Source organism: Thiomicrorhabdus indica, assembly GCF_004293625.1.
Classification (GTDB): Bacteria; Pseudomonadota; Gammaproteobacteria; order Thiomicrospirales; family Thiomicrospiraceae; genus Thiomicrorhabdus; species Thiomicrorhabdus indica.
Genome location: NZ_CP033040.1, coordinates 1,989,090 through 2,010,710 on the forward strand (window position 1 = coordinate 1,989,090; position 21,621 = coordinate 2,010,710).

Genomic DNA, 21,621 nt, shown 5'->3' on the forward strand with positions numbered 1-21,621 from the left:
CATCTATGGGAATGCATACCGCTTGTCAGTTTTCCCCTGCTTATTGCCTTTCTGCTGCTTCAACAACTGGTCTAGCTTAGCTTCCAAAGCGTGAACTTTGGACAATTCATTTTTAACAAGACTACTTTGAGCTTGATAATCCGACTTGAGGCTTTTCACAACCCTATCTTGTTTCGCGACTTTAGATTCAAGCACTCGCACCCGAGTACTAATACTGGCAGCAAGGACTTCATTCACGCCAAATAACGCAATAAAGCAAGCAACTATAATTTTTTTTCGAGTAAACATATTCCACTCCTAATCACGGTTTTCTACCGGCCGGTAAAGCTCACAAAATTGAACATTACCGTCGAAACCGAAGATCATTTATCGAAGCGTACGAAAACGGTACATAGATTCAGGGTCAACGGCAACTTCTTCTTCATCGCCCGAATAAACAAACGCTTTTTCAAAGAATTCTTTGTCGACATAAACTTCAAGTACGGTTTCGTAGTTATTATCTGCCATTGGAGTCACGCTGACTAAGCGCGCGCCACGAACCACTGCATTCACTCTAGCTCTGAAGCTATCATTTTTTGCAGTCAATGTAGCAACCGACGTATTAGAGTCAATTTTGATACCATAGATCTGTTCAGCCAATGAACGGTAAGCATCCAATTTCGAACTACGTATTGCCATTAGACGGCGTTGACCTGGCGTGTAGGCTTGATAAGTTGACTCTGCACCATAGCCAATACCGGTAATTTTTAGCAATTCCGATTTTTTAGGTTTTGGTTTTTCAACATAATGCACCTCCTTGACCACTTCTTGATCAGGCTTTTCAGCAATTGGAGTTGATTTTGGTACTGGTTCATTGCAGCAAGGCTCATGAACGGCAACTGGCTGAGGGGCAACCATTTGAACCGCTGGTGGTGGAGAATAACGATCCTCCACAACAACATATTTAGGCTCAGAGCCCCCCATTGACGAACAACCTGCAAGCGCCAAACTTGCCATGACAGTTGAAAGAATTAGATTTGACTTTTTCATGGTCTCTCTCCTCAATATAAATCGTTTAACGACAACCTGAAACACGTGCTTGACAAGTCGGCACTGCTTTAACTGGCTTCGCACATCTCATGTCAGTCAGGTAATAGTTATGACAAGTTTGAAAATGTGTTGGCATAATGCAAGTTGAGTAATAATCTGGCTTTCGAATATAAGTCCGATTAACCACTCCTGACATTTCCACCGCTTCATAAACCTTCGCTTTTGCCCAAGGAATTGGACGCTGTTCATAAGGCTTAGAACAGCCATTTAAGATGGCAACGCCTAACAAGACGCTTACCAAAGTAATCCGTTTTAATGTTGATTGGTTCATAAAATTCCCTATTCTCAATTCTTCACAGGCACTCAAGTTTTGTCATACATCATGTTGCCTTGAACTATGGATAACTTCCCTGTCCGCCTTGATCGTAGAACCCGTCATTTGGGCCATATTGATAAGCTCCATGGCCTTTATTTTTTTCCGCTTGTTTTTGTGCTTTTAATTTTTCTGATTTTTCAGCTAACATTTCTTTTTCAACCGTTTTGACACTTTTTAGCATTTGCTGTTGTTGAGTCTGTACGGCTTTAAGGCGTTTTGATAACTCATTAATTGTTTTCTGGGCCTTAATTAATTTGTAATTCACAGAACTGACCTTTTTAGTGATTTCTGAATTTATCTCAACATTCACTTTTTGCGGCTGAACGGGGGCTGCGACCGGTGCTGGAGTTTGTACTTCTGCAACTTGCTTAGGCGCTTCTTTGTTCAACCCAAGCGGATCAATAACACTTTGATTAGCGACTTCAACAGCAGGCGCATGCTTCGATAAACCGGCAATATCCACCGCCAACTGTTCAATCTGAAAATTAATAGCATCGACTTTTTTCTCTAATGAGTCTGCGGCTTCTGTATTGGCCTTGGCAATTTCTGCATTCAAATCACTACTAACCTTAATCGATTCAAACAAAGTTTGGTTTTCTTCTGAAATCCCCGCAGATGAAGCAGAAAGAGCTCCCCAAGTAGCAATTCCGATTGCGGTTAGCAGTAATACAATACTGATGGATCCAAAAATAATAATAAGTTTTTTGAGCGTATCCATTTCTTCCACCGTTAAGTCATTCGATTGTTTTGATTGCGCAGATTGTCTCTGCGCGAGTTTTCTTTCAAATTCATCGTCCGGTTCAACTTCCGGTTCTTGTTTTTTTTCTTGCAATTTATTTTCTGTCACTCCGGCAGAAGATAGCGAAGTTACGGATTCAGGGAGATCTTCCGCTGGTGCTTCTGCCATATCTTCTACTGGAGCTTGCGTCACTTCCTCAACAGGAGGTTCCGTCACTTCTTCAGTTACTTCTTCAGGCTCAACTTCTTGAGAATTTTCTAACTCCGAATCAATTGAATCCAAATCGAATTCGTCGACAGAGGGCTTTTCATCTGCTGGTGTTTCGTTAGAAGCCTCCTCAACTGCGTTGTCCGAATCTGAGTCTTCAATATCCGGCACAGCATCTTCTAGATCTTCATCCACATTCCACTCTGCCTCATCAAGCAACGCATCTATGCTGTCAAGATCATTCGGATCAATAGTGTCTTCTGGGTTTGCCACTGGCGACCTCACAAGAATGGGTTAGAAAAAAATCGGCTGCAAGTTAAGCCTTTCACAAAACACAGGAATTCTACTAAAAGCCTTATTGCCGCTTCGAGTATGGTTTGTGGGTATTTTGGCAAAATGCCATAAGCACTAACGGCAAGAGATGGGAATAGTTAAATTAAAACGATTATTTATCGCGATTCAACTGGCAATATTTCTTGTTTATCTAACCAATACATCGATGGTAATAAATAAAACCGACCATCTCTATTTGCTTCAACTTGTCCGTTTTCGGTCATTAACAACCAATCTTTCTGAGATAAGAACTCAGCTTGATTGACTATTTCTACCGCCACCTGACCTAAAGCATAAAAAATGCCAGTTTCAAAATTATCCTCAATCGCTTGATCTAAATACGATTGATACAGATACTGAGGAAGCAACCCCATTGTGGATTGCCAACTATGAAGATAAAGATTTAAATCTCGAACCTGAATCGTTCGCGAAGGAAGCCAAATGTGTTCCACTTGACCTAAACCATGAAATTTAAGCAAAGGCGCCACTTGAATCGACTTTGCAGGAGCTGCAAGACTAATGACAACCTGGATATCTTGGCGAGCCCGACGCTCAGCCTCAATCGGCTGGCGAACAATACGCTGTAAAACAGTAGCTCGATTTTCAGAGTTCGAAACACCACTGGCTTCTGAAAAACTTTGACTAAAGTTATTACCAATGGTGTAAGACATTAATTGGCTATTTGGCGAATAGTTTTGCCATTGAATCGCCAAATCATCAGCAAGTTCTTTGGCTTTTTTTGTATCGTCCATGAGCACAACAGCATGCTCATATTGGTGATCAGCTAAATACTTTGCCAACTTTCTGACACTACCTAAAGAACTTGGCGAAAGCGCTTTTTCATACGAAAAGAGTGTTTGCTCAACATCGTTAAAATACAACGTCGGAATTCCGGTATCGAGTCGATGCCAATCATCAATTATCTCTTTTTGCAAAGGCCCGAAAATAAACGAGGGATTTGAACTTCTTAAGGCTTCCCAGAGCCTAAAAACATTGGGATACGCCATGGTATCAAAGCGGACAATCCGACCTTGATAGCCATAAATTTGTAAAGCCTGATTTAGGCTTGAGAACAATTGTTGACTAACATTGGTATATTTCCCAGTGAACGGCAAAACGACGGCAACAACCGCATTTGGATCCGACATTGGAAACTCAAAGGCTTGTTGAAGCCCGAAAAACTGTAAGATTTGGTTTGGTTGAAATGCATTCAATTGTCCTTTCAATTCATTAAACCGCTCTTGAAATCCTGGAGGAAGCTGAAAACCCTCCAGTTCTTCAAGGTAGTTCTGCAAGCCTTTTAAATCGCTATTCTGAAGTGCTAGTTCCGCTTTCAACATCAAGATTTCAAGATCAATTTGATTGATTTGTTGCTGAAGTTCAGTTTTATTATTTTCAGAACGAGAATCTTCAGAATGTGCTGAATTTTTACGACTTGCGGACGAGTCTTCTTCCGTCGGCTCCCCAAAAATAAAAACGGGAGTTTCTTCCATCCATTCAAAGGCAAATGTTGCCGGTGATAAACAAAGGCTTGCCACACCTAGCCCTATTACATTCAAGGTTTTAACCCAGTTTTTCCATAGCCGCTTACTAGACATAATCTGACCTTTACCTAAAATCGATGAAATCGAAATAACTGAGCACTAAGATTTGATGGTTTTTGAGGCAATCTCAAACACATCTTTCGAAAGCCCTTCTTTTGCCAAAATCGACTCTACAGCTTGTTTCATCAAGTTTTGACGTTCCCCCGCATAACGTTTCCACTGAGTAAACGGCCCCATCAAGCGCGAAGCGATTTGAGGGTTTAACTCATCCAGCTTCTTAATTTGTTCAGCCATAAAGGCATAGCCAGCCCCATCAGCCTGATGAAAGCTCATCCAGTTATTGCGAGCAAACACGCCTAACAAGCTACGCACACGATTTGGGTTTTTAAAGCTGAAATCTGAATGTTCAAGCAGACCTTGGGCTCGCGAAAGCGCTTTTGAATCATGGATTGATGCTTGCAGACTAAACCATTTATCCAACACTAACGGATCACCTGACCAACGCTGATAGAAATCCTGCAAACGTTCATCCAAAAAAGCATTTTCTTGAAGACTCAAAGCTTGCAACGATGCTAAAACCTGATTCATATTTGCCTGACAATCATATTGTTTAGCTGCCAACTCAGCTTGATCTGGCAAATAAGCCAAATAACGTAAACAAACATTTTGCAGCGATCGTTTTGCCATATCACTTTTGTGATAACGATAACAGCCAATGGCATTTAATTCAGAATTCAATTGATCATAAATCTCTTTTAACCGGCCGGTAAAGTTTTGCGCTAAGGCCGTATGCACAAATTTATGAGCTTCCAGCACGGCATCCACATCAATTTGTTCGAATTGCTCACCAATATAGGTTAAATCAGGTTGAGTCAAAGTCATCGCAATCAGACTTTCAGAAGTCTCTTTTGTTTCCAATAAGACCTCAAAAGCTTTTGCATAAACAGGATTTAAACTCGGTGTTTTTCCACTTTGAATTGCTGCAACGACTTGCTTAATGTTTCGCAATGCCAAGGTTTGCATCGACTCCCAACGCACAAAAGAATCCGAATCAAAACTTGCCAACGCCGCTAAATTTTCGTCCGAGTAGTCGTAATCAAGAATCACCGGTGCTGAAAAACCTCGCAATAAAGAAGGTATTGGTTTTTCACTTACTCCTGTAAATTCAAAACTCTGTTCCAGCTCTGTCAACGAAATCACAACCTCATTTTTATTACCTGTAGGCCTAACTGCTTGATCATTACTTGCAAATGCTAAAGATTCACCGGCCAGTGTTTGCTCCCCTTGAGCAGAAATAAACCCGATTTTGAGAGGAATCAGTAAGGGCGCATGTTCCTTGCCTAACAGCTCCAAATTATGCAGAGTTTGTTTACAGTGCAAAGTGTAAGTTTGAGTTTGTGCATCATACTCATCACGAACTTCTAACGTTGGTGTTCCTGCTTGAACGTACCAATTATGCATTTGGCTTAAATCCACGCCATTCGCATCCGCCATGGCATTACGAAAATCTTCAACACGAACGGCTTGACCATCGTGACGTTCAAAGTAAAGTTTCATCCCCTTCTGAAACCCTTCTTCGCCCAAAATAGTATGGTAAAGTCGAACCACTTCAGCACCTTTTTCATAGACCGTCATGGTGTAGAAATTATTCATTTCAATGTAGGATTGCGGCTGAATTGGGTGTTGCATTGGTCCTGCATCTTCTGGAAACTGAAAACTACGTAGGCGCTTAACATCCTCAATGCGCTTCACCTCAGGACTCAGCATATCCGCAGTGAATTCTTGATCACGAAAGACCGTCAACCCTTCTTTAAGCGTCAATTGAAACCAATCACGACAGGTCACGCGATTACCTGTCCAGTTATGGAAATACTCATGCGCAATCACCGACTCAATCCCTTCATAATCAACATCGGTTGCGGATTCAGGCTTAGCCAAGACAAATTTCGAGTTAAAGACATTCAACCCTTTGTTTTCCATCGCCCCCATATTGAAATCATCGACTGCAACAATCATATATATATCTAAGTCATAAATCAGACCAAAACGGTCTTCATCCCACTTCATTGACTTTTTCAAAGATTCCATTGCATGATCGCATTTATCAATATTGCGAGGCTCAACAAAAATTTCCAAATCTATCTCTCGGCCATCGCCCGCAATAAACTTATCTGCAATTTTTTCGAGATTTCCAGCCACTAAAGCAAACAGATAACATGGCTTTTTAAATGGATCCTGCCAAACAGCATAATGTTTACCGGCCGGTAAATCGCCTGATTCAATTAAATTCCCATTCGACAATAAGACTTTGTTATCCGTTTTATCGGCAATAATTTTGGTGGTAAATGTGGTCAACACATCAGGACGGTCAAAATAGTAAGTAATATTACGAAACCCTTCTGCTTCACACTGCGTGCAATAGTTGCCACTTGTGCGGTACAACCCTTGTAAAGCCGTATTTCCCTGCGGATTAATCTGAGTGGTAATTTGCAATTTAAATGGTTCAATCGGCACTTGTAAACGCAGCCCTTCTGCATCCACTACACATTTTTCCAAAACGCCTTCACCGTTCAAAACAACCGAGATGAGCTCAAGCGATTCACCATTTAAAAACAATTCAATTTCAGAACCTTCCAATCCTTGTCCTGCTTGAGGTGAAATCTGCATTGTATTTGTCACTGTCGTCGCTTCTGGTTGCAGTTCAAATTGCAAATAAATCGAATCTACTGAAAAACTTGGGGCTTGATAATCTTTTAAAAAATTTTCGACCGGTGAGGTTGCGTTAGCTTGCATAAAGGTGCGCTCTTAGTTTCTTATGGTGATAGAGAGTTAAAGTTTTAGCTATTTTAGACAAATAAAAATCGACTAAAACGCAAAAAGCCCCACAATCGCTTGTGAGGCTTTTTTTATTAAAATTCAGCAATCAATTAGTAGTTGAATTCTGCACGACGATTTTTCGCCCAAGCAGCTTCGTTATGAGCTGAATCGACAGGTGAATCTTCACCATAACTGATGACTTCAATACGAGAAGCGGCAATACCTTCGGCAATTAATGCATCACGAACAGCATTCCCACGACGCTCACCCAGTGCTAAGTTGTATTCACGTGAACCACGTTCATCACAGTGGCCACCAATAGCAACCGTTGCATTGGTATCTTTTGTCATAATCAAAGCATTCGCACGAATCGTTTCAAAATCATCTTGAGTGATTTCAGAACGGTCGAATTCAAAGTTAACAACTTTTCCAGCCGCAAACGCTTTCAATTCTTCAAGCGTCATATTCTCAATGTTAGTTTCTACTGCAGCTTCCACTTGCGTTTTTGGAGTAATCTGTGGCAACTCTACCGCTTGCTCCGCTTTTGGTTCTTCAACTTCGGAAACGGTTGTACACCCTGTCATTGCCAACGCTGCACCAACAAATGCTACTGCAAATAAATTTTTAATACGATTAACTTTCATAAATTCCCCTAAAAAGATTCAAAATTTTCTCAGCTAATATACAACATTGAGCATAAAAATAAAGTTCAAACCGAAATTAGACCTATTTTTTGCATAAAAAAACCCGACCATAAAATTATTAGGGTCGGGCAAGCGGGCTACATTATGAAAAGCGTTGAGGAAACCTTTAAAAAACACTCAACGTTTCACAACTCAAATTAAATCACAGACAAGACTATTACGAAATGATTGACATCAAGTTTTAAACACTTGCGTATTTTTACTTAAAAACTAAATCAAGAGGGACTAGCATTCTAAATATAACGTTTTAAACAAGAACTGTGAATAAGACCTAAGCCGTCTCTTTTTTACATTCGCCACATGTGAATGAATTAACACCCGCTATTTGCATTAAAGTTTGCGCATCATGGATCATGACTTCTTTTTTCTTCCACGTTACGATTTCTTCGGTATTAAATCGCGCCAAAATACGGGAAACCGTTTCAGGCGTTAAGCCTAAATAAATCGCCACATCTCGGTGCAGAATACTTAATCTAAATTCGGATGATGAGTACCCCCTGTTTCGGAAGCGTTCTGCCATATTCCACACAAATTGCGCAACACGCTGATCCGCGTTGCGTTTAATCAATAACTCCGAATGCATACGACCATCATTCACTTCCTTACTCATAACAGTCAATACTTGCTGATTCAAAAATGGAATTTCACTTGATAGATTTGTCAACTCTTGATAAGGCAAGTTACAGATACTGGTAGTATCCAACGCAATTGCATTCATTTGATGTGTTTTGGTAGCCAGCGCATCGATGCCGAGAACATCTCCAGGTAAATAGAAACCATGGATAATTTCCTCACCAGTATCGGTAAATGAATAGAGTTTTATAACACCTGCCCGAATTGCATACAAAGAGCTAAACGGATCTCCTGATTCAAACAAGTGTTGGTTTTTCTTCAATGGTAACTTTCTCTCAACAATCGTGTCGAGCCGGTCCACTTCGTTACGCGTAAGTCCGGTTGGAAAACAAATTTTCTGTAGGCCGCAATTATTACAGTTCACATTAAATGCCGATTTCATCTCTGTCATGACCACCAACTTCAAATTCCTTTTTGATTGAAATCAATTATATCGGTTTTACTTTTCCGGTTCATTAGGCTTTATAGAATTTATGTACCGAATATTCTTATGAGTAGATTAACAACAAAACTACGGAAAATCACTTATTTTTTGATTTTGATTAATTTTTAGGCAATTTAACCAAGTGACTGTTATTACAGAGATTGCTAAATATTTCTGACAATTACTCACAGAGTTATCCACAGCTTTTGTGGAAAAAACGACAAACCCCTAGCGCGACCCAAGACATATAAAAAAACAATAAAAACACAGAAATATCAATAACTTATAAAGGTGTTTTTTGAAACTTTATTTCCATAAATATTTTTTTTAGGCAATTTTATATTTTTTCAAAAAAAATTATGCACCGATTGCTTGTCAAGACTTGAAAAATTATTTTTTGCTATTTTTGAGTAAAAAATCTTCGAAATAAATTTAGCTTTTGACACAAAAATCAACGAAGTTATTTATGCTAAAATTCTGCAGATTTTGGAAATTGTATTTTTACCGGCCGGTAAAGTCTCTAATTTTTCAACCACTGATACGTAATGTGAATGAGTCGAGGAAACTATGGCGAAAATCTTGGGAATCGGAAATGCAGTTTTAGATACCGTTTTAACAGTTGATCGATACCCGTCTGAAGACCAAGAGGTTCGAGCGCAAAAACGCCATTATCAAGTTGGTGGAAATGTAAATAACTCTTTATACGTTCTTCAACAGCTCGGCCATGAAACTGCAATTTGTTCAACCATTGCAACAGATCCTGAAGCAAAGCTTCTGCAAACTGGAATCCAAGAGCGTGGCATAAGCTGTGAGTATCTCCAAAAATTCATCCAAGGACGAACGCCCAATTCTTTTGTTGCATTAAACGCTCACACTGGCTCAAGAACCATCGTCCATTATCGAGATTTACCAGAAGTTAGTTTTGAGCATTTTGCCAAAATTGAAGTGGAAAATTATGACTGGCTTCACTTTGAAGGCCGTAACCTAGAAAACCTTCCTGGCATGATTAATATCGCCAAAACATTTTTGAGCCATCAACCCATTTCACTTGAAGTAGAAAAACCTAGAGAGGGTATTGAAGAGCTCTTTTCGCAGAGCAACCTCATTATCTTCTCTCATCATTATGCCAATGCTAAAGGCTTTGAAAGTGGCGAAACACTCTTAGTGGAAATACAAAAAAATTCGCCCAATACAAACTTAGTCTGCACATGGGGAGCTAAAGGTGTTTGGTTTTTACCGGCCGGTGGGAAAGTCAGCCATATCGCCGCGAAAAAAGTTCACCCGATTATCGATACTTTGGGTGCAGGTGATACCTTTAATGCCGCATTGATTCATAAATTACTCGAAAAATCTTCACTGGAAGCGGCTTGCGAATATGCCAATGAACTAGCCGCAAGTAAGATTCAAAAAGTGGGTCTGGATGATATTTTGAATACCCGTGTAGAGAACCGCCCTATTGCGAACATCAAAAATGTCACCAATGCTCGAACGACCAATATCCCTATGCAAGGCCGTCATGACATTGTCCTCATCAAGTTAAACAATGAAATTAAAGCCTATGAGAACAACTGCCCTCACCAAAATGTACCATTAAATGAAGCTTACAAAATAGATGTGAACCCATTTGAAAATACCATGAAGTGTTCCGTTCACGATGCATTTTTTAAAATTGAAGATGGCGAATGTATTGATGGCCCGTGCTTGGGTGAGCATTTGACACCAGTCAGTATACGCGTCGATGATGCGGGTGATATTTATCTAGCGGAATAACCTTTGTAATCAAGAGTCTCAACAAGGTATCTTGCTGTTCATCTCTTAGTTACAAAGATATCCAAAAAATACATCCATTTAGGCTTCGCCTTCGGCGACCCGTGCCTCAAACATTTTTAAACTAAGCTTTGAATGTTTTTTGCAAAATTAAAGATTGTTTCGTTGACGAAAAACCTCGTAAAGCGTTACGGCAGTGGCGACTGAGACATTCAAGCTCTCGACCACACCTGTCATTGGAATGGCGGCAATATGGTCACAAGCTTCACGCGTCAGTCGACGCAGTCCACTACCTTCTGCTCCCATAACAATTCCCACCGAACCTTTGAAGTCTTGAGTGTAGATGGTTTGATCCGTTTCGCCAGCAAGCCCGGTCAACCACATGCCTTGCTGCTGCATTTCTTTCATAGTCCGCACCAAATTCGAAACCACGATTAACTTTACGCTTTCAGCCGCGCCACACGCGACTTTACGTACTGTCGCATTCATCCCTACCGATTGGTGTTTAGGAATAATGACCGCATCCACTCCGACTGCATCTGCGGTTCGCAAAATTGCACCTAAATTATGTGGGTCTTGTACTTCATCCAAAAAGACAAACAGAGGCTGATCGGCTTTTTCTAAAATCGCGGGCAAATCTGATTCGGTTAAATCTTTCTGCTTAGCAACTTCCGCCATAACACCCTGATGAGTGCCATCCAATGCATTGAATGCGGATTTGGCAATCAACTGAGGCGACAATCCCAAGGACTTTGCCTGATCAAATAAAGACTGTTGGCGCTTGTTCAACTTACCTTTTTCAAAGCTCAAGCTATAAATCGCTTCTGGCGATTGTTTAATAAATTTCTCTACCGCATGGAGTCCAAAAATCACATCACGTTTCATAAATAAATCTCATATTGAATGTCACAGAAACTAAAAACTCGGCACAAGACCGAGTTTTGCGAGAGGCTATCTCAATGTCAAAAATTACACCCCACACCCATTAGGCATTAGATCGAGGTGCTCGCGGTTTACCACGTTTTTTTCCACGGTAATAACGTTTTTTACGCGGCTTGCGCTTTGTCTCTGACTCATCCGAATCTGCTTCAGAATTATCATCTAAGGCCTCTCCATTATCGGTTTCAACATGCGGAGTTAAGCTCTCAATAAAGCGTAAATCGACTTTTCGTTCATCCAGATTGACTTGTGCAATTTGAACTTTCAAACGATCACCCAAACGATAAACCTTACCTGTACGCTCACCTTTCAAGCAGTGACGAGCATTATCGTAATGGAAATAATCTTCACCTAGCTCAGTGATATGAACCAAACCTTCCACATACAACGGATCGATTTCAACAAACAAACCAAAGTTTGTCGCAGCACTAACAACCGCTTCATATTCTTCACCCAAGCGGTGCGATAAGAACTCACACTTCAAGAAAGTGACGGCATCACGGGTAGCCTCATCTGCTCGACGTTCCGTAGCAGAACAATGCTGCCCCATAACATCCATTTTGGCTTCATCGTACATAAACGGTTTGTCGTCAGATTTTTCCCAAACATAACGAATCGCGCGATGAACCAAAAGATCCGGATAACGACGAATTGGAGAGGTAAAGTGCGTGTAGTTTTCGTAGTTTAGACCAAAGTGCCCTTTGTTGTCAGACTGATAAACCGCTTGATTCATTGAGCGCAACAATACTGTTTGTACCAGATGCTCATAAGGCTGGCCGGCTACTTTCTCTGCAACCTCGGCAAAGTCATGCGCGGTTGGCTCATCACCACCATTTAAGGTCAATCCAAAGTCACCTAAGAAAGTACGCAAGTTTTTCAACTTCTCTTCCATTGGGGACTCATGGACACGATAAACAATCGGTACTTTATGCCATTTCAGGAAACGCGCAGTGGCAACGTTGGCCAACAACATGCACTCTTCAATTAATTTGTGCGCATCATTACGAACCACCGGAACAATCTCTTCGATTTTGCGCTCATTATCAAACACTATACGCGTCTCAGTGGTTTCAAATTCCAGTGCTCCACGCTCAGAACGAGCTTTTTTCAGAATCTGATACAACTCATTAAGCGCCTCAATATTTTCCAATTGCTCGGCAAATTGCTCACGATATTCACTCTCAGGGTTGTGAATTAAATCATTCACCTGTGAATAGGTCATGCGCGCTTTTGAATTCATGACCGCTTGGTAGAATTGAGTACGTTCAATTTTCCCTTCGGGATCAATGGCGATATCTGCAACCATACATAAACGGTCAACATGCGGATTTAACGAACACAAACCATCGGAGAGCTTTGATGGCAACATTGGAACCACACGTTGAGGGAAATAGACTGAATTCCCACGCTGGTAGGCTTCCTTATCAAGTTCTGTTCCAGGTTTGACATAATGAGATACATCGGCAATCGCAACCACCAACTTCCAACCTTTTTTACGACGTTTGGCAAACACCGCATCGTCAAAGTCTTTCGTGTCGGCACCATCAATCGTGACCAATTGCATCGCACGTAAATCTTTACGACCTTCCAAGTCAGCTTCAGTGACTTCATCACCAATCTTGGCCAATTCCGCCTCTAACTCCGGCGACCATTCATTTGGAATGCCATAGGCATGAATTGCTGAATCAATCTCCATTCCAGGGGCCATGTAATCCCCCATCACTTTGATGATTTTTCCAATAGGTCCGGAACGCTTGGTCGGCTGATGCAAAACTTCAACCAAAACAACCTGACCTTCGTTCGCATCCATCAAACCATCTTGAGGGATAAAAACATCTTGGCTGATTCGATTATTATCTGGACGTACCCAAGCCAAACCATCCTCATGGTTTAAACGTCCCAAAATCTCCTTGGTGCAATGCTCTGACACTTCAACAATTGCGCCTTCAAGGCGACCACGTCGATCTTCTCCGATAACCGATGCAATGACCTTGTCGCCATGCAAAATTTTATGCATCTCTTTTTCAGACAAGAATAAATCTTTGCCACCTTCATCTGGCACCAAAAAACCGAAACCATCAGGGTGCCCCATGACGGTTCCTTTAATCAAATCCATTTTCTTCAAAATGCCAAATGCTCCTCGACGATTACGAATCAATTGCCCATCACGAACCATTGCCTTTAAACGACGTGATAAAGCTTCAAAACGCTCTTCATCGTCTTCATCCACATTAACGACTTTGGCAACTTCAAAAAGACGAAGCGGTTTTGATTCTGCTTCAAGGGATTCCAAGATAAATTCTCGGCTAGGGATAGGATTATCGTATTTTTCCGCTTCGCGTTTTGCATGCGGATCATCTGCTAATTCTTGAGGATCTTGTTGATCCATTACTTTTTCTTCAGTCACTCGATACCATCTAATTTTTTACTAAAACTGAAATCGCTTTACATTTCTCACTCTAGATACCAATCCAAAATCGCTTTAAAATTTCCACCAAAGCATTTTCATTGGTATTTTTCAATTCCACAACGCGCGATTTCAGTGCGTGGGTTTGAAATCGCGAGCCATTATAGCAAAGACTTTCAAGACTTTAGGTTAATCGTGTCAACTCGGCTGTAATCCCCATTTCTTCATCACTATAAACCTCTTTGGCTAAGTTTCGAAGTGCAGACTGCAGCGCCTCTTCCATAACAGGGTGGTAGAAAGGCAAACGTAAAATCTCCATAACGGTCATTTTTTGCTGAATCACCCAAGCCAGCATATGCGCTAAGTGTTCCGCATCTGCCATAAACAGCTCAGCACCGAGCAACTGCTTAGTCTCTTTATTCGCGGCCAAAACCAATGTTCCACGATCGGTACCATTCACGATCGCACGGCCATTATTGCGCTCTAAATGAAAAACGGCTTTTGCTGTCGTTGCCTCATCACATTCGGACATTCGCGCACCCACCAGACCAATTTGCGGATCGGTAAACGCCACTCCGAGTGCCGTCTTACGTTCAAAACGTGAAATTTCTGGAAAGTTCATGGCATTGTATACCGCCATTCGCCCCTCATCTCCAGCTTCATGCAAAATTTGACGATAGCCATTCAAATCACCGGCAATAAAAATAGGCTTGTCTGAAATTTGTGCCGAATGCACATCAAATGTCGGCATCCCTCTTTCGTCAACCGAAATACCACCGGCCGGTAAATCTAGACTCGCTAAATTAGGACGGCGACCTAAAGAAGCCAAAACAGCATCGACGACAATCTCTTTGTCCCCTGCCTTAATTAAGACTTCGTTCTCATTCTCAGGATTCGGCATCACTTGCGCGGCAACACCCAAATGCAAATCCATTTCTGCGCCAAACAAAGCCTTGGCTTTTTCAATCGCTTCTGGAGAGCTCAAAGCACCGACCGTTTCAAGCATTTCGATGCCTGTCACTTCACAACCTAGTCGAGCCATTGACTGACCTAACTCTAAGCCAATAACCCCCAAACCAATCACTGCGATTCGCTTTGGCAGAGTTTCAAGCTCAAAAATCTCATCACTCGTCAGCAGTTTTTCACCAATGGATTTCCAAGGTGCAGGAATCACTGGCGAAGAACCGGTTGCCAAGATAATACGTTCCGCTTGAATTTGCTCACCATTGACTTCTAAAATCATTTCTCCGACAAATTTTGCATAGCCATCAATTCGCTTGTCACCTAAGTTTTCGGTAGTTGATCCAATAATACCTCCAGTAAAACGGTCACGGAAACCACGAACACGGGTCATTACACTTGAAACATCAACACTCAAACTTTGTGCACCATTAATACCAATATCTGCAAAATGTTTTGCTTCATGATAGTGATTTGCACTGTGAATCATCGCTTTAGAGGGCATACAGCCTACTCGCGCGCACGTTGTTCCGTAGTGCCCTCCATTGATAATCACAAAATCATCCGTGTGCTTTCGAATTTCACCTAACGCTGTTAGCCCTGAAGTACCCGCCCCTACAATGGCGTATTTCACTTTTCTCATAACCTGTTCCAACCTTTTTGAACTTTTTCCTAAGGAATATTACCCATAAACTCTATCCATTTTCAGTAAATAGACAGCATTTGCAAGCGCAATTGCTTCAACTTTTTGCTATAAATACTAAACCTTAGGCTTGGACGCTAAATGAATGTTAAAAATTTCCTTGAAAAACTTTCTGACTGCCGGTTTCTCGTTGTTGATTTTAATGGCGTTATTCAGCACAAATCTTTCTGCCCAAACCTCGCAAAGCCAGTCAATAGATAATCGTATCAACCAAACATTCATTGGTGACCTCCCCGAAATTCGAGAACGCAGAATCCTTCGTGTACTTGTCAGCTACAATCGAACCAATTTTTTCCACACAGATAAAGGTGAACGAGGTCTTGAACATGATTTAATGATTGAGTACGAACGTTACTTAAATCGAGGACCTAGAAAAGAGCGCTATAAAACCCATATCGTTTTTCTGACAAAACCGTTTAACCAATTGCTTGAATCGCTTGTCAATGGTGAAGGCGATATTATCGCCTCAGGCTTTAGCATTACACCTGAGCGCAAAGCCTTAGTCGACTTTACCGATCCATATATTAACAATGTCAATGAAATTCTGATTTCACATAAAAACGCACCTGCGATTGAACGTTTCGAACAATTAGCTGGTCGAAAAATAGTGGTTGTTGCCAACAGTAGCTATGTGATTAATTTGCAACGTATCAATCTTGCATTAGGTGGACTAGGTCTTGAACCCTTAGAAATTATTCATGCCGACGAACTCTTGGAAGCAGAAGATATTTTAGAAATGGTCAATGCCGGTTTATTTGACTTCACAGTGGTTGATAACCACATCGCCAAGATTTACCAAAAAGTATTCCACAATCTCTATTTACATGAAAACTTTATCCTAAACAACGGAGGAAAAATTGCTTGGGCAATCAATAAGAACCTCCCCAAACTCAAAGCTTCACTCAACCACTTCATTGAAAATTATGCACGTCCTGGGCGATTTCTAGGCAACAGCGTTTATCGTAAATACTTTGAGAACCCATTCTGGATCCAACATCCATTAGATTTTACAGCTTTAGACAAAACGCCCTGTTTGCATTATTACTTTGAAAAGTACGCTGAGTTCTATGATTTCGATTGGTATTTAATTGCCGCTCAAGCCTATAAAGAATCTAAATTCAATCAAAAACTCGTGAGCAAGCGTGGTGCTTATGGTGTGATGCAGATTAAACCGAGCACAGCCAAATCCAAACATGTCAAAATCAACAACATCAAAACCAACATGGAAAACAATATCCATGCAGGGGTTCGCTATCTCGCCTTTTTACACGACCATTATTTTGACAAACCGCAATACTCGGAAGAAGACAAAATCAACTTTTCTTTGGCCGCCTATAATGCCGGTCCGGGACGGATTCGACAACTCCAACGAATCGCTGAGCGCAAAGGGCTTGATCCCAACAAATGGTTTTACAATGTTGAAGTGATTGCTCGTAATCAAATTGGTCATGAAACCGTGAATTATGTCACCGTGATTCAAAAAACCATGGAAGCCTTAAAACTGGCTACTAAATTAGCGGAAGAAAAACGTTTGTTAAAAGAGAAACAATTCGACGAACTCAGTCGTGACTTAATCGATGAAGACTCAGTGATTGAACCAGAATTAATCGATACGCCAAAAGAAAGTTCACAAAAAACTCTTCAAGGATTTGAATTACTTGATTCAGACAAAACATCAAGCAACACTCAGCAAAACGCCATGCCTGAAACCAAGAAAAAAATAGTGACACCGAGAATGCCTAGCAGTCTTTAATTCAGCAGTTTTGCAGAATTAACAGTGTTTTTTAAACATTTACCGGCCGGTAAACTTTGATATTTTCATAGCCGGCATCAATTAAATATTGTGCGTGCAATTGACTCATCACCCCTTTATCACAATACAAAACATAATTACCGGCCGGTAAGGTTTTAAACTTTTGATTCAATTCAAAAAACGGAATGGTTAAAGTTGTTCGCGATTCCAAGTTTAGAGGATTAGAAGCCACCTCTTCTGGACGACGAATATCAATCACCGTTTCATTCTTTAATTCAGTGACCACATCCACGGCTTGCGACTCATTCACATCGGCAATAATCTGATCGACATTAATGGTTTTTGCACTGGCAACCGCAGCATCCAAAACATCCATATTAAAGCGCGATTCTTCTCGATGCATGCGATCAAACGAAGCGTTTGTTACAGGGTTCTTGGAAATCACCCCACAATATTCGGGCATATTCTCAGCATATTCACGCGTGCCAATTTGATCGGCAATCGCCATAATATCCGGCTTATCCATCACCGCTAACGGTCGAATTACTAGCTTTTGAGTACACTCATCAATAATAGCTAAATTACGTAATGTTTGGCTGCTGACTTGCGCCACACTTTCCCCTGTGACCAATGCATCAATTTCCATCTCGTCAGCAATTTTTTCAGAGGCCTTCAACATCAGTCGCTTCAACATCACCCCCATGTAACTCTCATGAGAGGCATTAAAAATCTCAGCAACGACCCCTTCAAACGGCACCGAAATAAACTTAAAGCGATGAGAAGCGCCAAAATTTGCCCAAAGATAGAGCGCCACTTGCTTCACACCAATCTCGTGTGCCGCGCCTCCCAAATTAAAAAACACAAAATGCGTTTTCACACCGCGTTTCATCGTTAAGTAACTGGCAACAGTGGAATCAAAGCCACCTGACATTAAACTCAGAACCTCACCTTGGGAGCCCATTGGAAAACCACCCAACCCTTTGACACGCTCACTCACCACGTTTAAGGTTTTATTGTGCAATTCCAATTCAACTTTAACTTCAGGATTTTTCAGACTGACACCAGCTGACTCTCCGTGCTCCCAAAGATGTCCGCCAACAAACTTTTCGATATCAAATGATGTAATGTTGTGGGTGCCACTTCTTTTGGCTCGCACCACAAAAGTTTTCCCCTTTATTGCTGGCAAATTATGCTCAGCAACCTTGTCAGCAATTAGTTGCAGATCTTCCCCAGTTTCATAAGCTACGACTTCCAAAAACTGCTGAATTCCAGGTGTATTTTGTAAGCGTTTTCTTACCGGCCGGTAGAATTTATCATCACAGTAAACTTCGATTTTATCGTGAAAACGCTTAATTTCGATGCTCTCATCAATACGTTTCAACAACCGAATAAGATTGTCCGATAACATCAGCATCATGCGTTTTTTTTCTTTACCGCCTTTGATCATGATTTCTGGAAAAAGTTTAATAATAAATTTCATAACGACTAAACCGACTTTAGAGATATTTTTACTAACCGGCTATTTTACATGGTCAAAGCCGACTTTAGGGACTATGATTGCCAACTATTCAAACAAGCTCGGGGAAACTTATGCTTAGCTATCAACACGGCTTTCATGCTGGAAATTTTGCCGATGTGCTGAAGCACCTCGTCAGCGCGCAAATACTGCTCTACTTAACACAAAAAGATAAACCGTTTTTTTATCTGGATACACACTCAGGCTCCGGTGGATATAAACTGAATACTGAGCAAGCCCAAAAAACGGTGGAATACACGAATGGCATAGGCAAACTTTGGGCGTTTCAAAATCAGAACGAATTACCTGATAGCCTCAAAACCTATTTACAGCTCATTCACAACTTTCAGAGTGCTTCTGGAGTTGGAGGTACTGAACTCAACGCCTATCCAGGCTCGCCATGGTTTGCACAGCACATTTTAAGACAACAAGACAGAGCCAGTCTGTTTGAATTACACCCCACTGAATTTAAAAACCTCATTGCCAACACTCGACATCATCGTGGAGAGTGCAAGCGTATCAAGCTTTTTCAAGAGGATGGTTTTCAAGCCTGCTTGAGCCAACTTCCACCCAAAGAACGTCGTGGCTTTATTTTGATGGACCCTCCTTACGAAGTAAAAACTGATTACGACAAAGCGGTCAAGACCTTAATCAATGCATACAAAAAGTTTGCAACAGGCACCTACGCACTTTGGTATCCCGTGGTTGATCGCAATCGAATTAACCGAATGGAAAAACAGTTTATTGAGAGTGGCATTCAAAACATTCAACTTTTTGAATTTGGAATTGATGCAGATTCCACCAAAGGCATGCAAAGCGCGGGCATGATTGTCATCAATCCGCCTTGGACATTAATGCAACAAATGAAATTGACTCTACCTTGGCTGAAACAGCATTTAGCGCCTGAAAACGGTCACTTTCGTCAATTACAGTTAGTGGATGAATAACCACGTGATTTTCGAGTAAATTGCACAGAGTCAACAAAACTGCTAATATTGCGCAAATTTTTTTAAACCTAAATCAAGAGAGATTTTCAATGAAAAGATTGGATCAAGTACTAAACGCTGAGAATATCCCAGCGGAACTGGAACTAGTTGTAAACGACGTTATCGTTGCTTGTAAAGATATCGCATTCAAACTACGTCAAGGTGACCTAGCTGGTATCTTAGGTGCAACTGAAGACGAAAACGTTCAAGGTGAAACACAAAAGAAACTTGACGTTATCTCTAACGACTTACTTAAAGACGTTCTAGTTTCTAACCCATTCGTTCGTGGTGTTGGTTCTGAAGAAGAAGACTACACTATCGCTGCAAACGCTGACGGTAAATACCTAGTAACTTTCGATCCTTTAGACGGTTCTTCAAACATTGACGTTAACCTTTCTGTTGGTACTATTTTCTCTATCTTAGAAGCACAAGATAATACTCCGGGAGACAATCAAGAAGTTTTCCTACAAAATGGTCGTAAGCAAGTTGCTGCGGGTTACGTTCTTTACGGACCATCTGCGCTATTAGTTATGACAACTGGTAATGGCGTTAACATCTTCACACTTGATACAACCGTTGGTGAATTCGTTCTAACGAAATCAGGTATCCAAATCCCTGAAGATACTGCAGAGTTCGCAATCAATATGTCTAACCAACGTTTCTGGGAACCAGAAATGAAGCAGTACATCGATGACTGTCTACAAGGTGAAGAAGGTCCTCTTGGTAAGCGTTACAACATGCGTTGGGTTGCATCAATGGTTGCTGAAGTACACCGCATCCTTATGCGTGGTGGTATCTTCATGTACCCTTACGACAACCGTGACCCTTCAAAGGCCGGTAAACTGCGCCTAATGTACGAAGGTAACCCAATGTCTATGATCGTTGAACAAGCAGGTGGTGCTTCTTCAACAGGTCGCATGGACATCATGGATGTTCAACCTGAAGGTATCCATGACCGTGTACCAGTCGTTCTTGGTTCTAAGAACGAAGTGGCTAAGGTTGTTGCTTACCACAACAAATAATTTTAGGTTTTAGTACCTGATATTAGCACCCGCTTCAACGCGGGTGTTTTACGTTAAAATATTTAAAAAATTTAAAAACAACCAATTATCATAACGGCTCTGACGGCTTCTCAAATAATCAAACTCAAAATGGAAATGCGATTTTAACAAGTGTAAATAACCATTTTCCAACATAGAAATTGATAATTTAAAGGTCAACCAAGGCGTTATAAAAATAAAAGGAAATTACTATGGGTTTTGCTGCTGTACCGGCCGGTAAAGATGTACCAAATGATGTAAATGTTATTATTGAAATTCCTGCATTTGCACCACCGATTAAATACGAAGTGGATAAAGACACTGACCTAGTTTGGGTTGATCGTCTACAAGGTTCAACACTTTCTTATCCTGCAAACTATGGTTACATCAACGACACACTTTCTGACGATGGTGATCCAGTGGACGTTTTAGTCGTCACTCCACACCCTCTAATGGTTGGCTCTGTCATTCGTTGTCGCCCAATCGGTATCTTCAAAATGACTGATGATGGTGGTCAAGACGCAAAAGTCATTGCAGTTCCTGTAGACAAACTGTCCCCCATTTACTCAAACATCGAAAAAGTTGAAGATATCCCGCTTCTAAAAGAACAAATCGAACACTTCTTTAGCCACTACAAAGACCTAGAACCTGGCAAATGGGTTAAAGTTGATGGCTGGGGCGATGTTGAAGAAGCTCGCAAAGAAATACTAACGGGTGTTGAAACTTACAATAAAAAGTAAATTT

The 21,621-nt window shown here is 41.1% G+C and carries 17 protein-coding genes; 5 read left to right on the forward strand and 12 right to left on the reverse strand.

The features are described from left to right. Positions 1 to 3: 3 nt before the first annotated feature. The 8 genes from D9T12_RS08780 to fnr all read right to left on the reverse strand — a co-directional run bounded on the left by D9T12_RS08780 (position 4) and on the right by fnr (position 8,773). Positions 4 to 288: a hypothetical protein gene (locus D9T12_RS08780; protein WP_130537825.1), complete on the reverse strand. Its 285-nt coding sequence runs from the start codon at positions 286 to 288 to the stop codon at positions 4 to 6. Between the two features lie 78 nt (positions 289 to 366). Beyond that, positions 367 to 1,029 carry an LPP20 family lipoprotein gene (locus D9T12_RS08785; RefSeq protein WP_165395079.1) on the reverse strand — a complete coding sequence of 221 codons (663 nt, stop codon included), beginning with the start codon at positions 1,027 to 1,029 and terminating at the stop codon, positions 367 to 369. Between the two features lie 25 nt (positions 1,030 to 1,054). After that, complete coding sequence (locus tag D9T12_RS08790; protein ID WP_130537826.1) at positions 1,055 to 1,360, reverse strand: hypothetical protein; 306 nt, start codon at positions 1,358 to 1,360, stop codon at positions 1,055 to 1,057. Positions 1,361 to 1,424: 64 nt separating this feature from the next. Next, positions 1,425 to 2,624, reverse strand: a complete 1,200-nt coding sequence (locus tag D9T12_RS08795) for a hypothetical protein (protein ID WP_130537827.1) — start codon at positions 2,622 to 2,624, stop codon at positions 1,425 to 1,427. A 176-nt stretch (positions 2,625 to 2,800) separates the two neighbouring features. Beyond that, a complete protein-coding gene (locus tag D9T12_RS08800) occupies positions 2,801 to 4,282 on the reverse strand; it encodes a penicillin-binding protein activator (protein WP_130537828.1) in 1,482 nt (493 codons plus the stop codon). Positions 4,283 to 4,327: 45 nt separating this feature from the next. Beyond that, positions 4,328 to 7,021 carry an aminopeptidase N gene (gene pepN, locus D9T12_RS08805; protein WP_130537829.1) on the reverse strand — a complete coding sequence of 898 codons (2,694 nt, stop codon included), beginning with the start codon at positions 7,019 to 7,021 and terminating at the stop codon, positions 4,328 to 4,330. 134 nt (positions 7,022 to 7,155) lie between these two features. Next, positions 7,156 to 7,689, reverse strand: a complete 534-nt coding sequence (gene pal, locus D9T12_RS08810) for a peptidoglycan-associated lipoprotein Pal (protein WP_130537830.1) — start codon at positions 7,687 to 7,689, stop codon at positions 7,156 to 7,158. A 331-nt stretch (positions 7,690 to 8,020) separates the two neighbouring features. Further along, positions 8,021 to 8,773, reverse strand: coding sequence for a fumarate/nitrate reduction transcriptional regulator Fnr (gene fnr, locus D9T12_RS08815; protein WP_130537831.1), 753 nt, complete (start codon positions 8,771 to 8,773; stop codon positions 8,021 to 8,023). Positions 8,774 to 9,373: 600 nt separating this feature from the next. On the opposite strand from fnr, the gene D9T12_RS08820 reads away from it, so the two are divergent. Continuing rightward, the gene (locus D9T12_RS08820) at positions 9,374 to 10,576 is read left to right on the forward strand and encodes a PfkB family carbohydrate kinase (RefSeq protein ID WP_130537832.1); all 1,203 of its coding nucleotides are present in this window, start codon (positions 9,374 to 9,376) and stop codon (positions 10,574 to 10,576) included. 147 nt (positions 10,577 to 10,723) lie between these two features. Here D9T12_RS08820 and rlmB read toward each other — a convergent pair whose 3' ends face one another. The 3 genes from rlmB to D9T12_RS08835 all read right to left on the reverse strand — a co-directional run bounded on the left by rlmB (position 10,724) and on the right by D9T12_RS08835 (position 15,522). Continuing rightward, positions 10,724 to 11,458 carry a 23S rRNA (guanosine(2251)-2'-O)-methyltransferase RlmB gene (gene rlmB / locus D9T12_RS08825; protein WP_130537833.1) on the reverse strand — a complete coding sequence of 245 codons (735 nt, stop codon included), beginning with the start codon at positions 11,456 to 11,458 and terminating at the stop codon, positions 10,724 to 10,726. A 100-nt stretch (positions 11,459 to 11,558) separates the two neighbouring features. Then, positions 11,559 to 13,901 carry a ribonuclease R gene (rnr, locus tag D9T12_RS08830; RefSeq protein ID WP_130537834.1) on the reverse strand — a complete coding sequence of 781 codons (2,343 nt, stop codon included), beginning with the start codon at positions 13,899 to 13,901 and terminating at the stop codon, positions 11,559 to 11,561. Positions 13,902 to 14,103: 202 nt separating this feature from the next. After that, positions 14,104 to 15,522 carry a dihydrolipoyl dehydrogenase gene (locus tag D9T12_RS08835; protein ID WP_130537835.1) on the reverse strand — a complete coding sequence of 473 codons (1,419 nt, stop codon included), beginning with the start codon at positions 15,520 to 15,522 and terminating at the stop codon, positions 14,104 to 14,106. 145 nt (positions 15,523 to 15,667) lie between these two features. Here D9T12_RS08835 and D9T12_RS08840 point away from each other — a divergent pair, with 145 nt between their 5' ends. Beyond that, entirely contained in the window at positions 15,668 to 17,335 is a 1,668-nt protein-coding gene (locus D9T12_RS08840) for an MltF family protein (protein WP_240693158.1), read from the forward strand. Between the two features lie 31 nt (positions 17,336 to 17,366). On the opposite strand, the gene thiI is transcribed toward D9T12_RS08840, so the two are convergent. Then, on the reverse strand, positions 17,367 to 18,815 hold the full coding sequence (gene thiI, locus D9T12_RS08845; protein ID WP_130537836.1) for a tRNA uracil 4-sulfurtransferase ThiI: 1,449 nt from the start codon (positions 18,813 to 18,815) through the stop codon (positions 17,367 to 17,369). 110 nt (positions 18,816 to 18,925) lie between these two features. On the opposite strand from thiI, the gene D9T12_RS08850 reads away from it, so the two are divergent. The 3 genes from D9T12_RS08850 (at position 18,926) to ppa (ending at position 21,617) form a co-directional block, all read left to right on the forward strand. After that, a complete protein-coding gene (locus tag D9T12_RS08850) occupies positions 18,926 to 19,798 on the forward strand; it encodes a 23S rRNA (adenine(2030)-N(6))-methyltransferase RlmJ (protein WP_130537837.1) in 873 nt (290 codons plus the stop codon). Between the two features lie 89 nt (positions 19,799 to 19,887). Next, positions 19,888 to 20,859 carry a class 1 fructose-bisphosphatase gene (locus D9T12_RS08855; RefSeq protein ID WP_130537838.1) on the forward strand — a complete coding sequence of 324 codons (972 nt, stop codon included), beginning with the start codon at positions 19,888 to 19,890 and terminating at the stop codon, positions 20,857 to 20,859. Between the two features lie 230 nt (positions 20,860 to 21,089). Then, on the forward strand, positions 21,090 to 21,617 hold the full coding sequence (gene ppa, locus D9T12_RS08860) for an inorganic diphosphatase (protein ID WP_130537839.1): 528 nt from the start codon (positions 21,090 to 21,092) through the stop codon (positions 21,615 to 21,617). Positions 21,618 to 21,621 lie beyond the last annotated feature (4 nt).

What these genes read in the sequence shown, in the direction of transcription:
- D9T12_RS08835 (WP_130537835.1), bottom strand. Translation starts at nt 15,522, where the DNA reads ATGAGAAAAGTGAAATACGCCATTGTAGGGGCGGGTACTTCAGGGCTA.
- D9T12_RS08850 (WP_130537837.1), top strand. Translation starts at nt 18,926, where the DNA reads ATGCTTAGCTATCAACACGGCTTTCATGCTGGAAATTTTGCCGATGTG.
- rnr (WP_130537834.1), bottom strand. Translation starts at nt 13,901, where the DNA reads ATGGATCAACAAGATCCTCAAGAATTAGCAGATGATCCGCATGCAAAA.
- D9T12_RS08855 (WP_130537838.1), top strand. Translation starts at nt 19,888, where the DNA reads ATGAAAAGATTGGATCAAGTACTAAACGCTGAGAATATCCCAGCGGAA.
- fnr (WP_130537831.1), bottom strand. Translation starts at nt 8,773, where the DNA reads ATGACAGAGATGAAATCGGCATTTAATGTGAACTGTAATAATTGCGGC.
- D9T12_RS08800 (WP_130537828.1), bottom strand. Translation starts at nt 4,282, where the DNA reads ATGTCTAGTAAGCGGCTATGGAAAAACTGGGTTAAAACCTTGAATGTA.
- pal (WP_130537830.1), bottom strand. Translation starts at nt 7,689, where the DNA reads ATGAAAGTTAATCGTATTAAAAATTTATTTGCAGTAGCATTTGTTGGT.
- ppa (WP_130537839.1), top strand. Translation starts at nt 21,090, where the DNA reads ATGGGTTTTGCTGCTGTACCGGCCGGTAAAGATGTACCAAATGATGTA.
- D9T12_RS08790 (WP_130537826.1), bottom strand. Translation starts at nt 1,360, where the DNA reads ATGAACCAATCAACATTAAAACGGATTACTTTGGTAAGCGTCTTGTTA.
- D9T12_RS08780 (WP_130537825.1), bottom strand. Translation starts at nt 288, where the DNA reads ATGTTTACTCGAAAAAAAATTATAGTTGCTTGCTTTATTGCGTTATTT.
- D9T12_RS08840 (WP_240693158.1), top strand. Translation starts at nt 15,668, where the DNA reads ATGTTAAAAATTTCCTTGAAAAACTTTCTGACTGCCGGTTTCTCGTTG.
- pepN (WP_130537829.1), bottom strand. Translation starts at nt 7,021, where the DNA reads ATGCAAGCTAACGCAACCTCACCGGTCGAAAATTTTTTAAAAGATTAT.
- rlmB (WP_130537833.1), bottom strand. Translation starts at nt 11,458, where the DNA reads ATGAAACGTGATGTGATTTTTGGACTCCATGCGGTAGAGAAATTTATT.
- D9T12_RS08820 (WP_130537832.1), top strand. Translation starts at nt 9,374, where the DNA reads ATGGCGAAAATCTTGGGAATCGGAAATGCAGTTTTAGATACCGTTTTA.
- D9T12_RS08785 (WP_165395079.1), bottom strand. Translation starts at nt 1,029, where the DNA reads ATGAAAAAGTCAAATCTAATTCTTTCAACTGTCATGGCAAGTTTGGCG.
- thiI (WP_130537836.1), bottom strand. Translation starts at nt 18,815, where the DNA reads ATGAAATTTATTATTAAACTTTTTCCAGAAATCATGATCAAAGGCGGT.